The sequence below is a fragment of the Christensenellaceae bacterium 44-20 genome, from assembly GCA_041223705.1.
Taxonomy (GTDB): Bacteria; Bacillota; Clostridia; order Christensenellales; family Christensenellaceae; genus QANA01.
The window spans coordinates 113,538-136,584 of the sequence record JBCLQU010000003.1 but is presented as its reverse complement, the minus strand read 5'-3'; the positions used below and the strand labels follow the sequence as shown (position 1 = coordinate 136,584).

General features: G+C 54.9%; 21 protein-coding genes and 2 tRNA genes. 8 read left to right on the top strand and 15 right to left on the bottom strand.

Features of this window, described 5'->3' with window-relative positions:
• Nucleotides 1-184: 184 nt before the first annotated feature.
• Nucleotides 185-2,653: a DNA gyrase subunit A gene (gene gyrA, locus AALG83_08860; protein ID MEY8383259.1), complete on the top strand. Its 2,469-nt coding sequence runs from the start codon at nucleotides 185-187 to the stop codon at nucleotides 2,651-2,653.
• Between the two features lie 127 nt (nucleotides 2,654-2,780).
• Nucleotides 2,781-2,906, top strand: coding sequence for a hypothetical protein (locus tag AALG83_08855; protein ID MEY8383258.1), 126 nt, complete (start codon nucleotides 2,781-2,783; stop codon nucleotides 2,904-2,906).
• A 416-nt stretch (nucleotides 2,907-3,322) separates the two neighbouring features.
• Here AALG83_08855 and AALG83_08850 read toward each other — a convergent pair whose 3' ends face one another.
• The 4 genes from AALG83_08850 to AALG83_08835 all read right to left on the bottom strand — a co-directional run bounded on the left by AALG83_08850 (nucleotide 3,323) and on the right by AALG83_08835 (nucleotide 7,559).
• Nucleotides 3,323-3,565, bottom strand: a complete 243-nt coding sequence (locus AALG83_08850; protein MEY8383257.1) for a helix-turn-helix transcriptional regulator — start codon at nucleotides 3,563-3,565, stop codon at nucleotides 3,323-3,325.
• Nucleotides 3,566-4,215: 650 nt separating this feature from the next.
• A complete protein-coding gene (locus AALG83_08845) occupies nucleotides 4,216-5,214 on the bottom strand; it encodes a 2-hydroxyacid dehydrogenase (GenBank protein ID MEY8383256.1) in 999 nt (332 codons plus the stop codon).
• 602 nt (nucleotides 5,215-5,816) lie between these two features.
• Nucleotides 5,817-6,434, bottom strand: coding sequence for a flavodoxin family protein (locus AALG83_08840; protein ID MEY8383255.1), 618 nt, complete (start codon nucleotides 6,432-6,434; stop codon nucleotides 5,817-5,819).
• 672 nt (nucleotides 6,435-7,106) lie between these two features.
• Complete coding sequence (locus AALG83_08835; GenBank protein MEY8383254.1) at nucleotides 7,107-7,559, bottom strand: GNAT family N-acetyltransferase; 453 nt, start codon at nucleotides 7,557-7,559, stop codon at nucleotides 7,107-7,109.
• A gap of 777 nt (nucleotides 7,560-8,336) precedes the next feature.
• On the opposite strand from AALG83_08835, the gene AALG83_08830 reads away from it, so the two are divergent.
• From AALG83_08830 to AALG83_08820, 3 genes are all read left to right on the top strand, one after another.
• Nucleotides 8,337-9,620: an O-acetylhomoserine aminocarboxypropyltransferase/cysteine synthase family protein gene (locus AALG83_08830; protein ID MEY8383253.1), complete on the top strand. Its 1,284-nt coding sequence runs from the start codon at nucleotides 8,337-8,339 to the stop codon at nucleotides 9,618-9,620.
• A gap of 511 nt (nucleotides 9,621-10,131) precedes the next feature.
• Entirely contained in the window at nucleotides 10,132-11,064 is a 933-nt protein-coding gene (gene cysK, locus AALG83_08825) for a cysteine synthase A (GenBank protein ID MEY8383252.1), read from the top strand.
• 12 nt (nucleotides 11,065-11,076) lie between these two features.
• The gene (locus AALG83_08820; GenBank protein MEY8383251.1) at nucleotides 11,077-11,484 is read left to right on the top strand and encodes an Rrf2 family transcriptional regulator; all 408 of its coding nucleotides are present in this window, start codon (nucleotides 11,077-11,079) and stop codon (nucleotides 11,482-11,484) included.
• Between the two features lie 359 nt (nucleotides 11,485-11,843).
• On the opposite strand, the gene AALG83_08815 is transcribed toward AALG83_08820, so the two are convergent.
• On the bottom strand, nucleotides 11,844-12,650 hold the full coding sequence (locus AALG83_08815; GenBank protein ID MEY8383250.1) for an SDR family NAD(P)-dependent oxidoreductase: 807 nt from the start codon (nucleotides 12,648-12,650) through the stop codon (nucleotides 11,844-11,846).
• Nucleotides 12,651-12,889: 239 nt separating this feature from the next.
• Nucleotides 12,890-14,041 carry an aldo/keto reductase gene (locus AALG83_08810; GenBank protein MEY8383249.1) on the bottom strand — a complete coding sequence of 384 codons (1,152 nt, stop codon included), beginning with the start codon at nucleotides 14,039-14,041 and terminating at the stop codon, nucleotides 12,890-12,892.
• 181 nt (nucleotides 14,042-14,222) lie between these two features.
• On the opposite strand from AALG83_08810, the gene AALG83_08805 reads away from it, so the two are divergent.
• Nucleotides 14,223-14,600 carry a MerR family transcriptional regulator gene (locus AALG83_08805; GenBank protein MEY8383248.1) on the top strand — a complete coding sequence of 126 codons (378 nt, stop codon included), beginning with the start codon at nucleotides 14,223-14,225 and terminating at the stop codon, nucleotides 14,598-14,600.
• A 398-nt stretch (nucleotides 14,601-14,998) separates the two neighbouring features.
• Here the strand turns inward: AALG83_08805 and AALG83_08800 are convergent, their stop codons facing one another.
• A complete protein-coding gene (locus tag AALG83_08800; GenBank protein MEY8383247.1) occupies nucleotides 14,999-15,178 on the bottom strand; it encodes a CopG family transcriptional regulator in 180 nt (59 codons plus the stop codon).
• Between the two features lie 128 nt (nucleotides 15,179-15,306).
• Between AALG83_08800 and AALG83_08795 the strand changes: the two genes are divergently transcribed.
• Nucleotides 15,307-15,483, top strand: a complete 177-nt coding sequence (locus AALG83_08795; protein ID MEY8383246.1) for an Arc family DNA-binding protein — start codon at nucleotides 15,307-15,309, stop codon at nucleotides 15,481-15,483.
• 260 nt (nucleotides 15,484-15,743) lie between these two features.
• Here AALG83_08795 and pnuC read toward each other — a convergent pair whose 3' ends face one another.
• The 8 genes from pnuC to AALG83_08755 all read right to left on the bottom strand — a co-directional run bounded on the left by pnuC (nucleotide 15,744) and on the right by AALG83_08755 (nucleotide 22,603).
• Entirely contained in the window at nucleotides 15,744-16,457 is a 714-nt protein-coding gene (gene pnuC / locus AALG83_08790; protein ID MEY8383245.1) for a nicotinamide riboside transporter PnuC, read from the bottom strand.
• Nucleotides 16,454-17,278: an amidohydrolase family protein gene (locus tag AALG83_08785; protein MEY8383244.1), complete on the bottom strand. Its 825-nt coding sequence runs from the start codon at nucleotides 17,276-17,278 to the stop codon at nucleotides 16,454-16,456. Before AALG83_08785 ends, pnuC begins: the two co-directional genes overlap by 4 nt.
• A gap of 443 nt (nucleotides 17,279-17,721) precedes the next feature.
• Entirely contained in the window at nucleotides 17,722-18,108 is a 387-nt protein-coding gene (locus tag AALG83_08780) for a hypothetical protein (GenBank protein ID MEY8383243.1), read from the bottom strand.
• A 45-nt stretch (nucleotides 18,109-18,153) separates the two neighbouring features.
• Nucleotides 18,154-18,246, bottom strand: a tRNA-Ser gene (locus tag AALG83_08775).
• Between the two features lie 53 nt (nucleotides 18,247-18,299).
• Nucleotides 18,300-18,388: transfer RNA gene (locus tag AALG83_08770), tRNA-Ser, on the bottom strand.
• 572 nt (nucleotides 18,389-18,960) lie between these two features.
• Nucleotides 18,961-20,043 (bottom strand): DNA replication/repair protein RecF, encoded by a 1,083-nt coding sequence (recF, locus tag AALG83_08765; protein ID MEY8383242.1) that lies wholly within the window; start codon nucleotides 20,041-20,043, stop codon nucleotides 18,961-18,963.
• 304 nt (nucleotides 20,044-20,347) lie between these two features.
• On the bottom strand, nucleotides 20,348-21,448 hold the full coding sequence (gene dnaN, locus AALG83_08760; protein ID MEY8383241.1) for a DNA polymerase III subunit beta: 1,101 nt from the start codon (nucleotides 21,446-21,448) through the stop codon (nucleotides 20,348-20,350).
• Nucleotides 21,449-22,246: 798 nt separating this feature from the next.
• Nucleotides 22,247-22,603: a DUF6794 domain-containing protein gene (locus AALG83_08755; GenBank protein ID MEY8383240.1), complete on the bottom strand. Its 357-nt coding sequence runs from the start codon at nucleotides 22,601-22,603 to the stop codon at nucleotides 22,247-22,249.
• A 54-nt stretch (nucleotides 22,604-22,657) separates the two neighbouring features.
• Between AALG83_08755 and AALG83_08750 the strand changes: the two genes are divergently transcribed.
• A complete protein-coding gene (locus AALG83_08750) occupies nucleotides 22,658-22,861 on the top strand; it encodes a helix-turn-helix transcriptional regulator (protein ID MEY8383239.1) in 204 nt (67 codons plus the stop codon).
• Nucleotides 22,862-23,047 lie beyond the last annotated feature (186 nt).

The window sequence follows — 23,047 nt, the reverse complement described above, 5'->3', positions numbered from 1 at the left end:
ACCAACAGCGCCGCGTGCAGGGCGACAGATTGCACATTCCCAGCATTCGGGTGCAGCGCGGGCGGAAATGACAATTTACACGAACCTTTGAATCGAGTAACTTGCCCCCTGGCAAACCGGCTGGCTGAGCGCGAGCAATCCTAAAAGGTTAAACGAACTTATCAATCGAGTATAGAGGTAGAAAATGGACGAGAAAAACCAAAATCTTTCGAGAATCATCCCGGTAGACCTGGGCGGCGAGATGAAGAAGAGCTTCATCTCCTATGCCATGGCGGTTATCATCAACCGCGCGCTGCCGGATGTGCGCGATGGCTTAAAGCCCGTGCACAGAAGAATTCTCTATTCCATGGCCGAGCAGGGCATCACGCCGGATAAGCCGCATAAGAAGTGCGCGCGCATCGTGGGCGACGTGCTGGGTAAATACCACCCGCACGGCGATACGGCCATCTACGAGAGCCTGGTGCGCATGGCGCAGGATTTCTCCACCCGCTACCTGCTGGTGGACGGCCACGGCAACTTCGGCTCGGTGGACGGCGACGGCGCCGCGGCCATGCGGTATACCGAGGCAAGGCTGGGCAAAATTTCCATGGAAATGGTCCGCGATATCGATAAGGATACTGTGGACTTCACGGATAACTTCGACGGCTCCTTAAAGCAGCCGGTAACGCTGCCCGCCCGGTTCCCCAACCTGCTGGTCAACGGCACGGGCGGCATTGCCGTGGGCATGGCGACCAACATCCCGCCGCATAACCTGGGCGAAGTCGTCCGGGCAATCGACGCGTATATCGACAACCCGGATCTCACCGTCGAAGATTTAATCGACTATATCCCCGGGCCGGATTTCCCGACGGGCGGGCAAATCGTGGGCGTATCCGGCATCCGCCAGGCCTACCGCACCGGGCGCGGCAAGATCCGCGTGCGGGCCAAGGCCGAAATTGAGGTGGAAAAAGACGGCCGGGAGCGCATCGTCATCACGGAGATTCCCTACCAGGTCAACAAAGAGATGATGGTGGCCAATATCCGGGAGCTGGCGCACGAGAAGCGCATCGAGGGCATCGCCGACGCCAACGACGAATCGGACAGCCAGGGTATGCGCGTGGTGGTGGATCTCAAAAAGGGCTTCAATGCCAACGTCATCCTAAACCAGCTTTATAAGCACACCCAGATGCAGACGACCTTCGGCGTCATCATGATCGCCCTGGTGGGCACAGAGCCGAAAGTGCTCAATTTGAAGGAAATCATCGTCGAATACGTGGACTATCAGCGGGAGATCATCACCCGGCGCACCCGGTTCGACCTGGAAAAGGCCGAGAAGCGGGCGCATATCGTGGAGGGCCTCCTAAAAGCGCTGGACAGCATCGACGAGATCATCGCGACGATCAAGGCCAGCAAGGACGGCGGCACGGCGCGGCTGGCGCTGATGGAGCGCTTCGGCTTTAGCGAGGTGCAGGCTCAGGCGATTCTGGATATGCGGCTCCAGCGGCTCACCGGCCTGGAGCGCGACCGCCTGGAAGAGGAGTTCGCCGCGCTCATGAGCAAAATCGAGTATTACCACGACGTGCTGAACAACCCCTCCATGGTGGACGACATCATCAAGGAGGATTTGGCGGATATCGTCAACCGCTACGGCGACGACCGCAGAACCGAGATCACCATCGACGAGGACGAGGTGGACGCAGACGACCTCATCCAGGAGGAGGAGATGGTCGTAACCCTGACGCACCACGGCTATATCAAGCGCACGGCTTCGGATAACTACCGGGCACAGCGGCGGGGCGGCCGGGGCATCACCGCGCTGGCCACCAAAGAAGAGGACTTCGCCGAGGACGTTTTCGCGACTTCCACGCACAACTACCTGCTCTTCTTCACGACCAAGGGCAAGGTCTACGTCAAAAAATGCTACCAGATTCCCGAGGCCGGGCGCACGGCCAAGGGCATGGCCATCGTCAACCTGCTCTCGCTGGAGAGCGGCGAGAAGGTTTCGGCCGTGTTCCCAGTGGAGAAATTCGAGGATGATTCGAATCTCGTGATGGTAACGCGCCAGGGCGTCATCAAAAAGACGGCCATGAGCGCTTTCTCCCGCATCCGCCAGAACGGCCTGATCGCCATCGCCATCCGCGAGGGCGACGAGCTGATTTCCGTGCTGCGCACCCACGGCGACGACCGGGTCATCATCGGTTCCCGGGACGGCATGGCCATCGCCTTCCACGAGGGCGACGTGCGCCCCATGGGCAGAGTGGCTGTGGGCGTGCGGGGCATCAAGCTGCGGGAGGGCGACGAGGTCATCGGCGCATCCCGGCTGGAGGAGGACCAATACGTCGCCGTCATCTCGGAAAACGGCTACGGCAAGCGGACGGCGGCCGACGAATACCGCGAGCAGACCCGCGGCGGCATTGGCGCCCGGACCATGAACATCACGGAAAAGACGGGCAAGCTGGTTTCGCTTCTGGCTGTGCACAGCCACGAGGATATCATGCTGATTAATGATAGCAACGTCATCATCCGCATGAACTCGGACGAGATTTCCGTGTTCGGGCGCTCGGCTCAGGGTGTGCGGCTCATGCGCATGGAGCAGGGCGGCAGGGTCGTCAGCGCCGCAAAGCTCCCGCCCATGGAGGAGGACGACGCCGCAGGGGAGGACGCCGAGGAGTAGGGCGAAAAGGGAAAGGTCAAGGGCCATTGGATGACATGGGGAAAAGGTCAAGGGCTTCTCTTAGCCATGGGGGCATAGCCCCCATACCCCCTTACTGGGGATAAGAAAATGGGAGAGCATGTGCCGAATGGATGAACAGCTTTCAGCGGCGCGTGCAGGGCTGGCAGGTCTTGCCGTCCTGCCAATCGGGTATAAAAAAGAGCTAGTGCACGATGATAAAATTGCACTGGCTCTTTTATTTTTTGGGAAATAAAAAATACGCTTATTTTTATAGGTTTTTTCGCTCTTCTGTTTATATCAAAATCTGGAAGGATTCACATATCATAGACAAGCGGGAATTGCTCCAGCTATGGCGGGAGACTTGAGGCTAGGGATGAACAGAGCCGGGGGTGTGGGGGTGTTTCACACGCGGAAGATAACCTTCCAAAGCACACTTGCTTTCTGGGGGGTGATGGCCTTGCGGCCATCTGCATTATCCCGCAGGTGTGTCCACCCCCACGTTTTGGTTACTTTTGCGCCAAAAGTAACAAGGCAAATCCTTTTTGAGCCAACGGTTGGTCGGACTCTGCACGGCCTTTGAAATTTGCGCCACATAGAAGCCCTTTCGCCCTTGACCTTTTGCTTTTTGCTCCCAAATAAAAAACCGGAATCCAAACCATAGGATTCCGGCTATTTTATCTCTTGCTCCAGAGCATCGAACTCCGGCGTGCTGAAAAATTCTCCAAGCGTGATGCCCAGCCCATCACATATCATCTTAACCGTAAGTATCTTTGGATTCTGGCTTTTCCCATACAAAATATTTTTGATACTGGAAGGCGGCAATCCGCAAACTGTCGCCAGGCGGTTGATGCTCATGTCCCGCTCTTCGCAAAGAAGCAAAATGCGGTTCTTAATTGCCGTAACAGTATCCATGCCAGCCTCCTCTCCGCTTTTTCTATAGAATAACCAATTTTATTGGACTTTATAGGCTATGTGTGCTACTATTAGGCTATACATAGCCGAAAGGATGCTGTTATGGAAGAAAAGACCTGTGGAAACTGCAAGCATTTTCGCCTGCACTATATTCGCCGGGCGCGGAAATACTCTCCGCTTCACTATGGGCATTGCGTCTACCCCCGATGCAAAAAGAGAAAGACCGAAGAGCCGGCCTGCCAGCATTGGAAACCGGCCGAAAAGGAAAATTAAGTTGTTTCAAATTGATAAGGGGCCGTATGGTCCGAGCAGATTTCGAACTATACGCTTTCCTGAAGCGCTTTTCGAAAGGCTCTCCCAGCTCGCCCAAGAAAACGGAATTTCCTTCAATTTCCTTGTGCTGCAATGCTGCAAGTATTCGCTGAAGTACTTGAAGCCGTTTGAGGAAGAATAGGAGAGCAGCAAAAAATTGCTGGTCTTCGGCAGGAGGAAGAGCGCGCCCCTCTATCTTCCATTTTTTTCTAAATTTCCCAGAAAATAAAAAGAGCCAGTGCCTAATAAGTAAATTGCACTCGCTCTTTTATTATTTCTAGTAAGGGGGTATGGGGGCTATGCCCCCATGTTTGCCCAATAGCCCTTGACCTTTTTCCCTAGCCCTTCATCTTGTCGTAGCTGACCTCGTTTTCAATCTCGCCCTTCTCGAAGAAGTCCGAAATATTCTTGAGCGTAACCTTGGCGATGTTGTGCAGAGCCTCCTGCGTCAGAAACGCCTGGTGGGAAGTGATGAGCACGTTGGGCATGGTGATGAGCCGCGCCAGCGTGTCGTCCTCCACGATGTGGCCGGAGTAGTCCTCGAAAAACAGATCCGATTCCTCCTCGTAAACATCCAGGCAGGCCGCGCCCACATGCCGGTCCTTGATGGCCGAAAGCAGCGCCTCGGCATCGATGAGCGCGCCGCGGGAGGTGTTGATGAGAAAAACGCCCTTTTTCATCTGCGCGATGGCCGCCGCATCGATGATATGGTCGGTCTGCGGGGTCAGCGGGCAGTGCAGGGAAATAATATCGCTCTTTTCAAACAGCTCGGCCAGGGGGACGTAGCAAATATCGCTGCCCTGGGCGGGATAGGGGTCGTAGGCCAGAACCTGCATGCCAAAGCCCCGGCAAATATCGATAAAGCACCGGCCGATTTTGCCCGTGCCGATGACGCCCACCGTCTTGCCGTAGAGGTCGAAGCCCGTCAGCCCGGAAAGGCTGAAGTTGAAATCCTTGGTGCGGTTATAGGCCTTGTGGATGCGCCGCACAGACGCCAGCAACATGGCCATGGCGTGCTCGGCCACGGCGTGCGGGGAATAGGCCGGGACGCGCGCAATGGGGATCTGCCCGCTGGCCGCCTTCAAGTCCACGTTGTTGAACCCGGCACAGCGCAGGGCCAGCAGCCGCACGCCGCACTCCTTCAGCTTCCCGATGACTTCGGCGCTGAGGTCGTCGTTGACGAAGGTGATGGTGGTATCGTAGCCACGGGCGAGATCCGCCGTATCTGCCCCGAGTTTGGTCTCGAAATACTTGATGCTGATGCCGGCCTCTTCGGCCAGGGGCGCAAAGGACTCTTTATCAAAGGATTTTGTATCGAACATTGCCGCTTTGATCATACTAGTTACCTCTTTTCATGCTTTTTGGCTTAGCCTCTGCAAAAATGGAAATTTTATGCGGAGGGGAAGGTCAAGGGCGAAGGTCAAGGACATAGGGGTATTTTTGAAAAAATACCCCTAAAACCCCAAAAACTTTTGGGATAAGGGGAAAGCGTTTTCTGCAAACCGAATTGCCCGCCGCACTATCCCATTATCATAATATAGTAGAGGGGTATGGGGACTTGCCACACCCGAATGATAGGGCAGGGGAAGCTGCCAGCCCTGCACGCGATGTTGTCAGCGGGTTTGCCAGAAAGCACATGCTCTCTCCTGCGGAGGGCATACCCGAATGATAGGAATGTGGAATCTGTCAATTCTACACGCGGAGCTGGGAGTCGGCCAGCCAGAAGGCAAATGCTCTCTCATGTTCTGCCCACCACACAGCCTTTCTTACCGCACTATCCTGTTATCATAAGAATATGGGGGTATGGGGGCATTGCCCCCATGATTACCCATCGCCCTTGACCTCCCCAACCTATGCAATCGCAAACCAACTTCCGTGCCCGCGAGCCAGCATGGCAGGCCGCACATTCCTATCGTTCGGGTGCGGCCGCCCGCCAGGGCTACCGAACGAAGTTGGTCCGGCAGAAAGGCTCTTTTTCGGGAATGCCAAACTCCTGCTTGCCAAGGGCGATGCTCTTCATGAGAAACGCCATGTTGCGGGCCAGCGTGCGCATGATTTGCAGGCCCTCGCCGTCCTGCACTGCCTCGCCCGGCTCGCCGCCGTGGATGCTGTTCCAATACTGGCCGGAAGCCACGGGCATGCCTGAAATGGTGAAAAACTTGTTCAGCTCGTCGAACGTGGAAGAAAGGCCGCCCCGGCGCGCCGCCACCACGCTGGCGCCCACCTTCATGCTCTTGTCAAAGCGCGTGCTGTAAAATAGCCGGGTCAGCAGGGCGACCAGCGTCGCGTTGGCAGAAGCGTAGTAGACCGGGCTGCCCACCACAAGGCCGTCGCAAGCCTCGAACTTCGGGGCAATCTCGTTGACCAAATCGTCGAACACGCATTTGCCGGTTTTTTTGCAGGACATGCAGGCGATACAGCCGCGGATATCCTTCTGGCCGATATGCAAAATCTCGGTCTCGATGCCCTCCTGCGCGAAAACCTGCTCCATCTCGTGCAGGGCGATGCTGGTGTTGCCCTTTGCCCGGGGGCTGCCGTTCAGCATTAAAACTTTCATTTTCTTTCCTTTCCAAAGGCCGCGCGGCCTTTTTGCTTGCTTTATGATTTTATCATAACACTTAAAGCAAGCTTCACGTCAAGCTTTTCTATACCCGATTGATAGGGCGGTGGAACCTTTCAGCACTACACGCGACGCTGGCAATCAGCTTGCCCGAGGGCACATGCTCTCACAGGTTCTGCCAACCGCGCGCTCCTACACCCGAATGAAGGGGGGTAGAATCTGCCATCCCCGCACGCGGGGCTGAAAGCCAGCTTGCCAGAGGGCACATGCCCTCACAGGCCGTGCCAACCGCGCGCTCCTACACCCGAATGATAGAACACAGCAGCCTGGCAGGACTGCACGCGCCGCCGGAAGCCAATTTGCCAGAGGGTACATGCCCTCACAGGCCGTGCCGACCGTACGCTCCTGCGGAGAGCGCACCCGAATGAAGGGGGTAGAGTCTGCCATCCCCGCACGCGGGGCTGAAAGCCAGCTTGCCAGAGGGCATATGCTCTCTCATTCTCTGCCCGCCGGCACAAAAGCTATTTTCGCACCATCCCATCCCTTAGTAAAGGGGTATGGGGCTTTGCCCCATGATTACCCATCGCCCTTGACCTTCCCTTGACCTTCCCTTGACCTTCCCTTGACCTTCCCTTGACCTTCCCTTGACCTTCCCTTGCCCTTCTCCCGCTATGCCTGATGCACATACACCCGAGCCAGGCCGCCCTGCTCCTCCCTTGTCATGCAGAGAAACTCCCAGCCGTAGCGCTCGTAAAAGCTCGTGTGGTCTGTGAGCAGATAGAGCCGGGAAATGCCCCGAGCCTTCATATCTGCGCAGGCGTATTCCAGCAGCGCCCCGGCAATCCCCCTCCGGCGCGCACGCTCCTCCACATAAACCGCACAGATATTGGGCGCCAAATCCTTCCTCTCGTGAAAATCGTTCTCAATCACGCCCAGCCCGCCGAGGATTTGCCCGCCCTCCAGCGCCAGATACCAGGCGGGAACCGGCCCGCTCTGCGCCAGGCTCTCCTCCATGCTCTGCAAATACGCCTCCAGGGGAACGCCCCATTTTTCGTGAAACCAGCGCGCTGCCTGCTCCTTTTTCTGCGGCTCATCTTCCAGCCGCATTATGCGAATCTCCATTTTTTCCCTCCTCTGCTTTTTTAAGCATAACATGGCCTGGCAGGCGAATCAAGCCAGCCGGTTTTGTAAAAATTTTCTTTTTACCCTATTGACTTAGTAGGTGAATCGCAGTATAATTCTACCAAGTTAAAAGGTAGGTGAAAACAAAATGCACTTTCTACACCCGAAATACCCGAATGACAGAGCTGTAAAACCTGTCAGCACTGCACGCGAAGCTGAAACTCCTGCGGAGGGCATACCCGATTGCCAGGGCTGCAAAATCGCTGTTACTGCACACGGTGCTGGCAGTCAGTTTGCCAGAAAGCAAATGCTCGCACAGGCTGTGCTTTTTCGCACGCGCTGTCTCCGTATGCCGTGCGCAGCACCTCCTGCGGAGGGCATACTCGATTGCCAGGGCTGTAAAATCGCTGTTACTGCACGCGGTGCTGGCAGTCAGTTTGCCGGAAAACAAATGCTCTCCCGTTCTCTGCTTCCCGGCACATGCCGATGTACCCGAATGTGGTAGACCCGAATGATGGGGCATCGAAAGCTGGCAATCCCGCAGACAAAGCCGGAAATTACTTTGCCAGAGAACACATGCCCGCCGCACACATTTTCTTCCCGCACCATCCCATTCTAGTAAGATAGCAATGGGGTATGGGGCTTTGCCCCATGATTAAGAGCGGCCCTTGACCTTCGCATTTTCGCGCCACGCCATTGCCCAGTAAAGGGGTATGGGGCGGAGCCCCATGTTAAGAACCCGCCCTTGACCTTATCACCAGAAAGGAACCGATGACCATGAGTGAATACAAATTTGAAACCTTACAGCTGCACGTAGGCCAGGAAACGCCGGACGCCGCCACAGACGCCCGAGCCGTGCCCATCTACGCCACCACCTCCTACGTCTTCCGCGACTGCGCGCACGCCGCCGCCCGGTTTAACCTGACGGACGCGGGCAACATCTACGGCCGGCTGACCAACTCCACCCAGGATGTCTTGGAAAAGCGGGTCGCCGCGCTGGAAGGGGGCGTGGCCGCGCTGGCGCTGGCCTCCGGCGCCGCCGCCATCTCGTATACGATTCAGGCCCTGGCGCAAAACGGCGGGCACATCGTCGCCCAAAAGACCATTTACGGCGGCAGCTACAACCTTTTGGCGCATACGCTTCCCGGCTTTGGCATCACGGCGGCTTTCGTGAATATCCATAATCTTGAGGAGGTCGAGGCGGCCATCCGGCCAAACACCCGGGCCATCTATATCGAGACGCTGGGCAACCCCAACAGCGACATTCCGGATATCGACGCGCTGTCGGCGCTGGCGCACGCCCACGGCCTGCCCATGGTCGTGGATAACACCTTTGGCACGCCCTATCTGCTCCGGCCCATCGAGCATGGGGCGGATATCGTCGTGCATTCGGCGACCAAGTTCCTGGGCGGCCACGGCACGACGCTGGGCGGCATCATCGTGGATTCGGGCAAGTTCGACTGGGCGGCTTCGGGCAATTACCCGGCCATCGCCGCGCCAAACCCCAGCTACCACGGCGTCTCCTTCACCCAGGCGGCCGGGCCGGCGGCGTTCGTAACCTATATCCGGGCGATTTTACTGCGGGATACCGGCGCGACGCTCTCGCCCTTCGCGGCGTTCCTGCTGCTCCAGGGCATCGAGACGCTCTCCCTGCGGCTGGAGCGGCACGCGGAGAACACCAAAAAGGTGCTGGAATTTCTAGTAAAGCACCCGCTGGTGGAGCGCGTCAACCACCCGGCTCTGCCCGGCCATCCCGACCACGCGCTGTATGAGAAGTATTTCCCGCGCGGCGGCGCCTCGATTTTCACATTCGAAATCAAGGGCGGCCAGGAGCAGGCGTTTCGGTTTATCGACAACCTGAAGATTTTCTCCCTGCTGGCCAACGTGGCAGACGTCAAGAGCCTGGTCATCCACCCGGCTACCACCACCCACAGCCAGCTCACCGACCAGGAGCTGGCCGACCAGGGCATCACCCCGGGCACCATCCGCCTCTCCATCGGCACCGAGCACATCGACGACATTCTCGCCGATTTACAGCGCGGGTTCGACGCGGTAAAATAGGGGAAGAAGGGCAAGGTCAAGGGCCACTCTTAACCATGGGGGCACAGCCCCCATACCCCCTACATATATATTGATGGGATAGTGCGGGAAGAAAATGCGTGCGGCGGGCACGGCATACGGAGACAGCGTGTGCGGAAAAGCACAGCCTGTGCGAGCATGTATTGTCTGCCAAACCGACTTTCGGCCTCGCGTGCCGAACTAGCAGATTCTGCATTCCTGTCAATCGGGTGCGGCGAAGCCCCATGTTAAGAAACCGCCCTTGACCTTCGCCGCACAGCACGGGAGAGCATTTGCCCGCTGACCGGCCAGCCGCCAGCACCGCGTGCAAGAATAAAAGGTTCCCGGTTCTATCAATCGGGTATCGCCCTCCGCAGGAGCGCGTGCGGCAAGAACAGCACCCGCATATTTATCAATCGGGTGAGGCATGACCCCACTCCTTAGTAATGGGGTATGGGGCTTTGCCCCATGATTACCCATCGCCCTTGACCTTACATCCCGAAAGGAGATTATTATGGCAAATATCTATACATCCGCCCAGCAGCTCATCGGCAAAACGCCGCTGCTGGAGCTGGTAAACCTGGAGAAAAAACTCGGGCTTGAGGCGAAAGTCGTCGCCAAGCTGGAATACCTGAACCCGGCAGGGTCTGTCAAAGACCGCGTGGCGGCCGAGATGATCGAGCAGGCCGAGCAGAGCGGCGCGCTCCGGGAAGGCTCTGTCATCATCGAGCCCACCTCGGGCAATACGGGCATCGGCCTGGCGGCAGTGGCCGCGGCCAGGGGCTACCGAACCATCATCGTCATGCCAGATACCATGTCCGTCGAGCGGCGGCAGCTCATGAAAGCCTATGGCGCGGAGCTAGTCTTAAGCGAGGGGGCGAAGGGCATGAACGGCGCCATCGCCAAAGCCGAAGAGCTGGCGGCAGAAATTCCCGGGAGCTTTATTCCCGGCCAGTTTACCAACCCCGCCAACCCGGATGCGCACCGCAAGACCACCGGCCCGGAAATCTGGGAGGATACGGACGGCGGCGTGGATATTTTCGTGGCCGGCGTGGGCACGGGCGGCACGATTACCGGCGTGGGCGAGTATCTCAAAAGCAAAAAGCCGGGGGTGAAGATTGTGGCAGTCGAGCCGGCGGATTCCCCTGTGCTTTCGGGCGGCGCGGCCGGGCCGCATAAACTCCAGGGCATCGGCGCCGGGTTTGTCCCCAAAACGCTGAACACCGCGGTTTACGACGAGATTTTGCAGATTACCACCGAGCAGGCGTTCGACGCCGCCCGGCAGATTGGCAGGAGCGAGGGCGTGCTGGTGGGCATCTCCTCGGGCGCGGCGGCCGCGGCGGCCATCACTCTGGCAAAGCGCCCGGAAAACCGCGGCAAGACCATCGTCGTTCTCCTGCCGGATACCGGCGACCACTATCTCTCCACGCCGCTTTTTGAGCAGTAGGAGGAAGGGCGCATGATGATTTCCACGCGCGGGCGCTATGCTCTGCGGTTTTTAATCGACCTGGCCGAACACCAGGGCGACGGGTATGTGCCCATGAAGGAGATTGCCGCCCGGCAGGGCATTTCCCCCAAATACCTGGAGCAGATTGTCCCTGCGCTGGCCAAGGCCGGCTATTTGAAAGGGCTTTCCGGCAAGCGGGGCGGCTATCGGCTGGCCGTTTTGCCGGAAAATTGCCGCGCAGGCGATATTCTGCGGCTGACCGAGGGCGAGTTTGCCCCGGTGGCCTGCCTTGCTCCCGGCGCAAAGCCCTGCCCCAGGGAGCAGGGCTGCCGCACCATCGGCATGTGGCGCGGCTTTGCTCAGCTGGCGCACGATTATTTTGATTCCATCACCCTGGCCGATTTGATGCAGGGGTGTTAAGGTCAAGGGCGATGGGTAAATATGGGTGCAAAAGGTCAAGGGCCACTCTTAACCATGGGGGCAAGCCCCCATACCCCCTTACTGGGGATGATAAATGGGGCAGTGCGGGAATAAATTTTGTGCGGCGGGCAGAGAATGGGAGAGCATGCGCTAACTAACAGACTGACTGCCAGCGCCGCGTACAAAAATAAAAGGTTCCTGCATTCTGCCATTCGGGTATAAAAAATCTGGTGCAATTATAAAAAAGATTGCACCAGCTTTTCTATTTTTATAGTAAGGGGGTATGGGGCGAAGCCCCATGTTTAGAAGAAGCCCTTGACCTTGACCCTTCGCCCTTGACCTTAAACTTTACCCCATGTTTAGCCCTGCACTTCCTGGCCATAGAGCAGATCGTAAAAATAGGATTTGAAAGCCTCCATTCCCATCTGAGTATACTGGTCGTAAAGCTCCTGACAGATATGGTCGGCAGGATAGTTGATTTGGTCTTTGCCGTCGTGAACGGCGCTCCAAACAGTCTGCGCGGCCTCCTCCGGGCCGGGAAATGCCGTATGCCCATTTTTCAGATACTCATGCTGGCGCTGTGCGGCATTCTCGTATCCGGTTCTGTCGTTGACCGGGGTTTGAAAGTTCGTCTTGGTTGCGCCGGGAATGATGGCCTTCACTGCGATGCCAAAGGGCTTTAACTCATAGTAGAGCGATTCCAGCATCCCCTGCTGGGCGCGTTTGGCGGCGCCGTATGCTCCGTCTTTTGGCAGGGCGATAATTCCGGCCAGGGAAGTTGTCGTCAGAATAGCGCCGGCTTTTCTTGCTTTAAAATGCGGGATAAACTGCTGGGTAACAAGCATGGTTCCGATGACGTCCGCATCAAAAACCTCTCGGATCGCTTTTTCCGAAAGCCGCTCAAAGGGCGCCATAATACCATAGCCTGCGTTGTTGAACAGCACATCCACATCGTATTCTTCCAAGGCTTTGGCACAGGTATCGCGAATCTGGCCGGGGTCTGTCAAATCGAGCGGAAGAATGGAAATGTTCTCCATCTCCCCAAGTTCGCCAGCCCGCTGTAAATTTCTCATGGTGGCAATTACATGCCATCCTTTTTGCGCAAAAAGCTTTGCGGTTTCTTTTCCGATTCCAGAGGAAGCCCCTGTGATAAATATTGTCGACATTTTATTCTCCTTTTCTATACCCGAATGGCGGGAATGCAAAACCTGTCAATTCCGCACGCGCCGCTGGCAGTCAATTTGCCAGAGGGCACATACTCGCACAGTCTCTTCCTGCCGCACAAAATCCATCCCCGCACTATCCCATTTATTATCCCCAGTGAGGGGGTATGGGGGCTTTGCCCCCATGATTACCCCTTACCCTTGAATTTGACCCTTACCCTTCGCCCTTGGCTTTTCCTTTCCTACTTCCGCGCAGGCGGAGCCCAGCTCTCCAGCTTTTCGGCCACATCCTTCAAATAATCCACGATGGGCAAATGCTGGGGGCAGGCGCGCTCGCACTGCTTGCAGCCAATGCAGTCGCTGGCCTTGCCGTGGGTCTGGGCAAGGTTGTTGTAGTAAACACCCTGGCTGGAAAAACCGCCGGTGTTGCGCGCAGCGCTGTTGTAAACCGCGAAATACTGCGGAATGGCGATGTTTTTCGGGCAGCCGTGTGTGCAGTATTCGCAGCCCGTGCAGGGGACTAGCGTGTTTGCGTTGATAATCTCGGTGGCCTTGTCGATAACGGCGCGCTCCTCCTGGCTCAGAGGAACAAAGGGCAAGAAGGTTGCCGTGTTGTCCTCCAGCTGCTCCATGGCGTTCATGCCCGTCAGCACACAGAAGACGCCTTCCTGGCTGGCGGCAAAGCGCAGCGCCCAACTGGCAGCAGAAGCCGCGGGGTTATGCTCCTTCAGGCAGGCCAGCGCCGCCTCGGGCAGGTTGACGAGCGTGCCTCCCTTGCAGGGCTCCATCACGCTCACCGGCTTGCCATAACGGTTTGCAATTTCCAGGCAGCGGCGGGATTGCACATTGGGCTGCTCCCAATCCACATAGTTGATTTGCAGCTGAATGAAATCCAGCCCATCGCCGTGCTTTTCCAAAATCTCTTCCAGCAGCTCGGGCGTATCGTGGAACGACATGCCCACATGGCGGATTTTGCCCTCGGCCTTTTTGCGCTGCACAAAGCCAAACGCATCGTATTTGCAGCATTTGGAATACACATTGGTGCCCATATTATGCAGCAGATAGAAATCGAAATAATCGACGCCGCAATGCTCCAGCTGCTCTGCAAAAATCTTCTCCATATCCGCCGCATCCCTAAAATCCCGCAGCGGCAGCTTGGTCGCCAGCTGGAAGCTATCCCGCGGATGCCGCCGCACCAGCGCCTCGCGCACGGCCTCCTCGCCGTGATAGCCGTGGTAGGTGTAGGCAGTATCGAAATAGGTGAACCCCTTTTGCAGGAAAGTATCGAAAAGCCGCTCAATCAGCGGGTAGTTAAAAGAGGTTGCATCCTCCGCATTGTTAAGCGGCAAGCGCATGCACCCAAATCCCATGATTTTTTCTTCAAATACGCTCATTTTCTTCCTCCCAAAATCTTTGATGCATACAGCATAATATATGGAGCTGACTCCAAGTCAAGAAGTTTTTTGGAAAAAGTAAAAAATTTTTTATGCTCTGCCAAATCTGCAAAAAGAGCTTGACCTAGAGCCGGCTCTAAGTGATAATTTAGAGGTAGAAGCAAGCGAAAGGAGTGCAAAGATGACGATTGCGCAGGTGAGCAAACAATACGGCGTATCCGCGGATACGCTGCGCTATTATGAGAGAATCGGGCTGCTGCCCAATGTCGGGCGCACGGCAGGCGGCATCCGGGATTATTCGGAGCAGGACTGCAAGTGGGTTTCCTATATCAAATGTATGCGGGATGCGGGCATTTCTATCGAGACGCTGGGGGAATATATCCGGCTGTTTCACATGGGCCCGGCCACGATTCAGGCCCGCAAGGAGCTGCTTTTAAAGCAACGGGAGCAGATTGTCGCCCGCATTGAGGAGCTGAACAACACGCTGGAGCGCCTGGACTGGAAGCTGGATGGCTACGAGGAGCGCATGCTCAAGCACGAGGAGGATTTGCTCGGCTGACGGCCAGGGAAAAGGGAAAGGGCGAAGGTCAAGGGCCATTCTTAATCATGGGGGCAGGCCCCCATACCCCCTTACTGGGGATGATAAATGGGATAGTGCGGGAATGGATTTTGTGCGGCGGGCAGAGAATGGGGGAGCATGCGCTTTCTGACAAACTGGCTAGCAACGACGTGTGCAGAACTGCCAGATTTTTCCACTCTATCATTCGGATGCAGCACCGCGTGCAGAACTGGCAGGTTCCACATTCCTTCCATTCGGGTGCGCCCTCCGCAGGAGTGTGCGAGCATGCGCTAACTGACAAAATGATTGGCAGCGGCGCGTGCGGAAATAGCAAGTTTTCACTGCCCTATCATTCGGGTATAAAAAACAGCACAGAGGAGTCTGTGCTGTTCTTTTTCCTATCCTTCTTGCCGCTGTTTTTCCATACTGCATAATGCGTAGTTGCAGCATTGCAGAATCAAAGCGTTCATAGAAATGCCGTTCTCCCGGGCAAGCTCGTCAAGATGCCGAAAAAGCTCATCTGGAAGGCGAATTGTTTTAACGCGGATTGCTCCTGCCCCTTTTTGAATTTCAAACATGGTTTTCCTCCTTTTTATACAGCTTTTTTCATAAAAGAATATAAGATTATTATATTATGCCGTCATTATGCCGTCAATATATTTTTTAACGGCATAATGACGGCATAATAGGATATAAGGAGGGTACTATGACAACGAATACGGCCAAATTCACATTAAGAGTAAATGAAGAGTTATTAAAGAAATTTCGCTTTGTTGCAGATTATAACGCACGCTCGGCCAACCGGGAGTTGGAAATTCTTATGAAAAAACATGTTGCGGAGTTTGAGAAAGCAAACGGCACGATAAAAATGGATGAAATTTAGTTTATTTTTTATAATGAAGATAAAACAATAGAAAGAAAAAAGCTGATGCAATCTTTTTATGATGCATCAGCTTTTTTATACCCGATTGGCGGGAATGTGTAACCTGTCGGTTCTGCACACGACGTTGACAGTCAGTTTGCCAGGAATTACATGCTCGCACATACTCTGCCCGCCGCACAAAATCCATCCCCGCACTATCCCATTATGATAAGTAAGGGGGTATGGGGGCTTGCCCCCATGATTACCCTTCGCCCTTGACCTTACCCCTCCTGCGCGGCGTGCTTCTTGGTGTAAATCAGCCACCTAGTAAAACCGTAGCAGGTGTTGACGAGCATGGCGGCAACGGTGATGAGCATGATATACGTCCCGGAAGAGATGTATAAAACCGCGTAGAGCACCAGCGTGATAAGCCAAGCGTACCACTGCTCGCTGTAGCGCAGCAGCAGCAAAATGCCGTTGGCCATGCCGAATGCCGCGGAAAGCGCATCCAGATACGAATCTGCCGCGCCGGGCAGCATGGAAATCAGATAGCCCACGCCAAAACCGAATGCCAGAATCGCCAGAACCGCCAGCGCGCCCTGCTTCCAGGAAAGCCGCTTGACGACGGTCAGCTCCTCCTCTTGGCTGTCGGGATGGCGCGTCCACTGCCGGAAGCTGAAAATATCGATGGGAATCCAGAAAAACATGGTTACGATGGCGATGGTATACCAGCCCATGGCCAGGCAAATGACCAGCTCGGGGAGCTCGATGAAGAAGATATCCACCATGAAGTTCCACTTGCTCTGCTTGGAGATGAGCAGCTCGCAGAGCGGGTTGGCCAGCGTCGCGACCACCGAGCAGACGACTACCAGCGTGTTGCTCATGTCGTCCAGCATGAGGTCGGGCAGGAAGAGGATGAACAGCGCCGTCAGCAAAAACACGACGAGCAGATAGCCGATTTGGTAGGGCGTAAAAGATTTTAGAAACTTCTTCATAGCAAATCACTTTCCTTGAGGTATTTTTTGAGCCGCGGGAAGGCCCGCAAGCAGTTCTCGTAATAAATGGAAGGAAAATCCTTTTCTGGGAAAATCTCTTCGATGCTCTGGTCGTATTCGGCCAGCCGGCCCAGGTTGATAGGCGGGCAAAAATCCGTCCCGTAGAGAATCTTGCGCGCCATGCCCGGCTGGGAATGGATGGCCGCGGCAAACGTCGCAATCGCCCCGGCGACGTCTCCGCCCTCTTTGGTGCCCGTCTCGTAGGCGCCGGAGAAATCCGTAAACAGGTTTTCATGCTGGGAGACGATGCGGATGCAGTCGGTAAAGCGGGGGTCGTCCATATGCGCGATGACAAAGTTGACTTCCGGGAACTTCTGGGCAACTTTTCCGATATAGCGCGCATCCGAGCCCTCCATATCGCCGTCCGAGGGCAGCACCAGCGAGCAAAGGCCGGTATGGAAAGTAACCGAGAGGCCGTGCTTTTTGGCAAACTCGTAGGCCGGCAGGAGGGCTTCGTCGCTGGCCCGGCCCTGCTGATACGTCAGGTAAATCTTCAGGCCCACCACCTTGTGCTTTTCCAGATTCGGCTCTATTGCGGCCAGCTGGGGCGGGATGGGCTGCTTCAAATCGATGCAGGGGCAGAGGAACAGCCGGGGGTCGCTCATGACGGTTTTGGCGCAGTCTGGGTTGGGCAGGATGCGCTCCGGAAGCTGCATGACGATGGCATAGCCGCTCGTCCGCGAGAAATACTCGGCGCGGATTTGCTCGTTATAAATATGCGTATGGCAGTCTATTTTTTTGCCGCTCTGATATGCGTTCATTCTATCTCCTTCTATAGGGAAAAGGTCAAGTTCAAGGGCTGTTGGTTAACATGGGGCAAAAGGTCAAGGACCATGGGTGAACATGGGGGCACGCCCCCATACCCCAGGTGAAAAATAAATGGGGGAGTATGCGCCAAATGGACAAGTAACTTTCAGCTTCGCGTGCAGGGCCGGCAAGTTTCACCGCCCCAGCATTCGGGTGTGGCAGGCCCCCATACCCCCCTTACTAGGGATAATAAATGGGATAGTGCGGGAATGGATTTTGTGCGGCGGGCAGAGCCCGTGCGAGCATTTGCTCTCTGGCAGACTGACCGACAGCGGCGCGGACAAACATAAAAGTTTCCTGTGTTCTGCCGTTCGGGTAGAGCGGCGCGTGCAAGACTGGCAGGTTCCGCATTCCCCTCAATCGGGTATCGCCCTCCGCAGGAGCGCCAAGAGATATTCTAATGAAAGAGGGAAGAGATGTCAAGCAAGAAAGAAAAACGCACATTCAGCAAAAAAGTCGGCAGACCAAGAGACTGAAAATGCACTTTTTTTGCAGAAAGGCCGGAATAAGGCGATAAAAAGATAGAATTTTGTGAAGACTGCGGATATTTTGCAATTAAAAAGAAGAATGGACAATTTTTCTTTAAAAATAAAAAATCGGAACGGGCATAACTCGTTCCGACGTGCCTAAGCCACATGAAAAAGATATTTTCGGCTTTTCGGAGGCGGGAGTCGAACTCTCGTAACTCGCAAAAAGTTGGCAGCGCCGCGAAGGCGTTGTGAGAGCGATTGCAGGCGAACAGCCGTAGCTGCGAAAGAGGAGGAGCAGCATAAGTACACTCCAATTTTTATAAAAAATCGGAGCAAGCTTTATATCGCTTGCTCCGACATGGCGGAGATGGAGAGATTTGAACTCTCGCGACGCTTCACGCATCCTACTCCCTTAGCAGGGGAGCCCCTTCGGCCAACTTGGGTACATCTCCGAATCAAAGACAATTTATTTTACTGCCGCGGCATCCTGCCTGCTCCGAAAAAATGGCGGAGAAGGTGGGATTCGAACCCACGGTACCTTTCGGTATCACTGGTTTTCAAGACCAGCTCCTTAAACCCCTCGGACACCTCTCCGCATCGGGGCAAAGAATAGGGCCGCGCCAGGCGCAACACCTATGGCAAACGCCGTGATGAGGTTATGATACCGCCTAAGCGCAAGCCAAAGGCTTGCTTCCTTATTTTCGCATTGCGGCGAAGTGGAGCAATGCGCGGTTCAATAGCCTCTCAGGCATCCGAAGCTCTGCCTCGGGTAATGCCGTGAGGTTATTATAGCAATATTTTTTTCAGATGTCAACGCCGCACTCTGCACTTTTTTGCACACATCGTGATTGCACCGAAGCAAAACTTCGAGTTTTTAGCCGTTTTTATAAAAAGTTATCCACATTCTATTTCCCCGGAAACGATGTTCGAATGACGGGATAGCGCAACCTGGAAGAAATACACGCGCCGCTGTACCCGATTGGTGGGACGGCGGAGCCTGCTATCGCCGCACACGGCGCTGGAAGCTGGCCTGGCAGAGGGCAAATGCTTTTCCATGCACTGTCCGCCGCACAAATTTTATTTTCACACTGCCCATTTCCTTAGTAAAGGGGTATGGGGCATTGTCCCCATGTTTACCCAAGGCCCTTGACCTTGCCCTTTTTCCCTCATCCCACCGGGGCAATCCGGTGTTCCTCGGCCTGGAAAAACTGCACCCCGGCGAACCCCTCCACGCCGGCGGCGTCTGTCGCCGTGATGAAAACCTGGTTCTCGCCGGTCAGCGAAAGCAACCGCTCCCGCCGCCCAATATCCAGCTCGGAAAAAACGTCGTCCAGCAGCAAAATCGGCGCCTCGCCCGTGGCCTCCTGAGCGATTTTCGCGCACCCCAGCTTGATGGCCAGCATGGCCGTGCGCTGCTGCCCCTGGGAAGCATAGAGCCGGGCGTCTCTGCCGTTGATTAAAATTTCCAAATCCTCCCGGTGCGGGCCGACCATGGCCGTATGCAGCTCCTTCTCCCGGCGCTCGGCCGATTGCAGCTTGAAAGCGATGCTGTCCGGCAGATGCCCCAGCCCGGCGCAGGCCCGGTAGCGGATGGCCAGCTCCTCGCCCCCCGCCAAAAACGAGAAAATCTCCCCGGCCGCCTGCTCCAGCTTGGCCACAAACACCTCCCGCTTTTTCATGATATACTCCGCGCTCTGGCAAAGCGCCTCGTTGTATACTAAAAGCAGGGCGTCGTCTATCTTCTGCGCCTTCAAAATCTTGTTTTTATTCTTTAAAATCGTGTAGTATTTTTGCAGTTCCAGGTAGTAGGCCGTGCGCATCTTGGAAATCTCGATATCCATCAGGCGCCGCCGCAGCTGGGGAGAGCCTTTGACCGTCTGCAAATCCTCGGGCGCGAACACGATGGAGTTGGCCACGCCCATCAACTCGGCCATGCGCCGGGCAGGCAGGCCGTTGACCTTGATGCTGCGCCTGCCGTCTTTTTGCAGAACCACTTCCACCTTCCCGTTGTGGCTTTTTTTGGAATACTCCGCCCGAATGCCGCAAATCTCGCAGCCTTCCCGCACCATCTGCGCACCAGAAGCGCCCCTGAAGGATTTCCCGCAGGAGAGATAATTGATGCTCTCGATGAAGTTGGTCTTGCCCTGGGCATTTTTCCCGATGAGCACATTGACTTTCTTTGAAAAGCCATCTAGCTCCAGCCGGGAAAACCCGCGAAAATCTTTCAGGGCGATTTTCCGTATTCTCATTTCTATACCCGACTCCTGCGGAGGGCACACCCGAATGATAGAACAGCAGAACCTGTCAGTTCCGCACACGCCGCTGGCAATCAGTTTGCCAAAAAGCAAATGCTCGCACAGGCGATGCGTCAAGGGCGATGGGTCATCATGGGGCAGCGCCCCATACCCCATTACTTGGCATGGGTATATGCTTTCCCATTTTCGTATCCCAGTCATGGGGGTATGGGGGCGTTGCCCCCATGGCTAAGAGAAGCCCTTGACCTTGGCCCCCATGTTTACCCATCGCCCTTGACCTTGCCCTTAACCCTTCCCCCTAGGAAGCCACGTTGACAGGCACCACGAGATAGAGGAACTTGTCGCCCTCGATGGGACGGATGACGCAGGGCTTGAGGCGGCTGTCGAACTCCATAAACACCTCTTTGTCCTCCACCACCCGGAAAACGTCCAGCAGGTACTTGGCGTTGAAGGCGATTTTGAGCACCTCGCCCTCCATGAAAATGGGCACTTCGTCCTGTGCCACGCCGTATTCAGATGCCGAACCCAGCCTCAGCGAGGAGTTGCCAATCTCCATGCGAATCAGGTTGCTGCCGTCCTCCTTGGCCAAAACCAGCACCAGCTCCAGGCTTCTGGCAATCATCTTGCCCTCGATGCGCACCCGGGTCTTATACTCCCGGGGGATGATGCTCTCGTAGTTCATGAACTCGCCGTCCAGCAGACGGGTATAGATGATGGTATCCTCACAGGTGATGAAGAACGCGCCCTGGGCAAAATACAGGCTGATGTCGCTGTCCTCGTCGCCAATGATGCGGGAAGCCTCTTTGAGCGTCTTGGCCGGGATGACCGCCCGCAGCTTCTCCTTGCACGAGATGGGCGCGGAGTTTTTGGCCAGACGGATGCCGTCGATGCCTACCACGTGAATCCTGCCGGCATCCGGGTCTGTCTCAAAAAGCAGGCCGGTGAAAATCGGCTTGTCCTCGCCGATATAGGCCGAGAAGGCAGTCTTGTCCACCATCTCCCGAAAAACCCGCCGGTTTATCGTGAGCTGCTCGCCCTCCAGCGCCGGGAACGAGGGGAACTGCTCGGCATCCATCTCCTGCAGGCTGGCCTTGCTGTTTTCCCCTTTGACAAGAATCGTCGAGCCTTCCCGCTCAAAGCAGATTTCCCCGGCCGGGAATTTGGAGACGATGTCGTAGAAAATCCGCGCAGGAATGGCCGTCTGCCCCGGCTCGCCCACTTCCGCATAAATCGCCGTTTTGATGGCCGTGGTCGTATCAAAAGCATCCAGCGTCAGCCGCCCGTCTCTGGCCACAATATGGATGCATTCCAGGATGGATTTCTGGTATTTGGCATACGCTGCCCGGATGACGATATTGATGCCTTTCACAAGTTCTTCTTTGTTGCAGGTAAACTTCATTTGTTCTCTCCTTTGTGATACCTATAAAATATAGAATATAGTAGTAGTAATAGTAGGGGCTGTTGATAGTGTCAGTTTCGCATTTTTTGGCTTACTGACGCGGTTTTTCGGCGCTCCGCATTGTGCAATTCCTGTCCAAATACTGTGGCTGAAACGTGGAAAACTGCCTGGTTTTGTGCATAACTCCTGCCCGCGGCCTGGTTTTGCACTGTCATTTTTGCCCCGCAGTTTTTGTTATCCACGCTCTGCGCACCGCTTATCCCAAAGTTATCATCAAGATATGGACAGGGGGAGGGGGAAGGGCAAGGTCAAGGGCAAAGGTCAAGGGCAAAGGTCAAGGGCAAAGGTCAAGGGCCATTGGTAAACATGGGGGCATGGCCCCCATACCCCCTTACTATATTATAATAATGGGGTAGTGTGGGAAGAGAGTGCGTACGGCGGGCGCATGATGGATAGAAAGCAGGTTTGGCAAGCACGAACTGTGCGAGCATTTGCTCTCTGGCGATCTGACTGTCAGCGCCGCGTATATTTTTCCAGATTGCACCGTTCCGTCATTCGGGTGTGCCCTCCGCAGGAGTCGGGTATATAATATAGTAGGAAATTTGAGCAGGGGCAGAAAAACTCTTCCATTTTATATAGCAAAGTATATCATAATTTGGGCTGGATTGCTAGAAAAAAGGAGATGAGAAGGAGAAAAGAGCAAGGGCTTTTTTGGCCATGGGGCAAAGCCCCATACCCCATAGGAAAAATAAAAAAAAGCTGACGCATGACTGCATCAGCCGATATATTTAAAAAAAGCTAGAGAGCATCTTTTTTTGAAAACCGGCAGATTTTTGCTGGTTTTCTTTTGTTCATTTTTTCATGCAGATAAAAAAGTTCAATGATAAAATGGGATATTTCATCTTTTTCATGAAGGCCGCATTGCCTAAAAAGTTCGAGCAGGCCGCCGCCTTCCTTTAAAAGAGAATTGCGGATATATGTTCCAAGCCCGAAATGATAGAGATATAGATTTTCAAACGCGCATGATAAAAATTCATCCATCGATTTTTCGCTGAAGAGGGCTTCTATCTCTGGAAAGTGCTGCTGAATGAGAGAAATGAGCAAGGCTTTTTCCTCCTTTTCTTCTATTTTACTATCGTTTGATAGTAAAAACAAGGGGAAATGGGCATGATAATTTAGCATATACATTGAGGTGGAAAAGCAATGCCGATGTATCTGTCTAGATTAAAAGATTTAAGAGAAGATGAAGATTTGACGCAAAAAGAGGTCGCCGCGATGCTCAAAATTGACCAGAGAGTTTACAGCAATTATGAGACTGGAAAGAGAGAACTTCCAATTTCTCATTTGATTGCCCTGGCAGATTTTTATCATACGAGCACAGACTATATTTTGGGCAGGACGAATAAAAAATAGCCTGACTGGGTGAAGCCCAAGGGCGATGGGTGAACATGGGGTTTCACCCCATACCTCAACACTTGGAATCAATGGGTTTGCAAGATGTGAATATTTCTATCATTAGAAAATGAAAAAGAGTTGATGCAGTTTCACTGTTGTGCACCAACTCTTTTTTATTATCCCCAGTAAAGGGGTATGGGGGCT

Coding starts and splice junctions, on each gene's coding strand:
- gyrA (MEY8383259.1), top strand. CDS start 185: ATGGACGAGAAAAACCAAAATCTTTCGAGAATCATCCCGGTAGACCTG.
- AALG83_08855 (MEY8383258.1), top strand. CDS start 2,781: ATGGATGAACAGCTTTCAGCGGCGCGTGCAGGGCTGGCAGGTCTTGCC.
- AALG83_08850 (MEY8383257.1), bottom strand. CDS start 3,565: ATGGATACTGTTACGGCAATTAAGAACCGCATTTTGCTTCTTTGCGAA.
- AALG83_08845 (MEY8383256.1), bottom strand. CDS start 5,214: ATGATCAAAGCGGCAATGTTCGATACAAAATCCTTTGATAAAGAGTCC.
- AALG83_08840 (MEY8383255.1), bottom strand. CDS start 6,434: ATGAAAGTTTTAATGCTGAACGGCAGCCCCCGGGCAAAGGGCAACACC.
- AALG83_08835 (MEY8383254.1), bottom strand. CDS start 7,559: ATGGAGATTCGCATAATGCGGCTGGAAGATGAGCCGCAGAAAAAGGAG.
- AALG83_08830 (MEY8383253.1), top strand. CDS start 8,337: ATGAGTGAATACAAATTTGAAACCTTACAGCTGCACGTAGGCCAGGAA.
- cysK (MEY8383252.1), top strand. CDS start 10,132: ATGGCAAATATCTATACATCCGCCCAGCAGCTCATCGGCAAAACGCCG.
- AALG83_08820 (MEY8383251.1), top strand. CDS start 11,077: ATGATGATTTCCACGCGCGGGCGCTATGCTCTGCGGTTTTTAATCGAC.
- AALG83_08815 (MEY8383250.1), bottom strand. CDS start 12,650: ATGTCGACAATATTTATCACAGGGGCTTCCTCTGGAATCGGAAAAGAA.
- AALG83_08810 (MEY8383249.1), bottom strand. CDS start 14,041: ATGAGCGTATTTGAAGAAAAAATCATGGGATTTGGGTGCATGCGCTTG.
- AALG83_08805 (MEY8383248.1), top strand. CDS start 14,223: ATGACGATTGCGCAGGTGAGCAAACAATACGGCGTATCCGCGGATACG.
- AALG83_08800 (MEY8383247.1), bottom strand. CDS start 15,178: ATGTTTGAAATTCAAAAAGGGGCAGGAGCAATCCGCGTTAAAACAATT.
- AALG83_08795 (MEY8383246.1), top strand. CDS start 15,307: ATGACAACGAATACGGCCAAATTCACATTAAGAGTAAATGAAGAGTTA.
- pnuC (MEY8383245.1), bottom strand. CDS start 16,457: ATGAAGAAGTTTCTAAAATCTTTTACGCCCTACCAAATCGGCTATCTG.
- AALG83_08785 (MEY8383244.1), bottom strand. CDS start 17,278: ATGAACGCATATCAGAGCGGCAAAAAAATAGACTGCCATACGCATATT.
- recF (MEY8383242.1), bottom strand. CDS start 20,043: ATGAGAATACGGAAAATCGCCCTGAAAGATTTTCGCGGGTTTTCCCGG.
- dnaN (MEY8383241.1), bottom strand. CDS start 21,448: ATGAAGTTTACCTGCAACAAAGAAGAACTTGTGAAAGGCATCAATATC.
- AALG83_08750 (MEY8383239.1), top strand. CDS start 22,658: ATGTATCTGTCTAGATTAAAAGATTTAAGAGAAGATGAAGATTTGACG.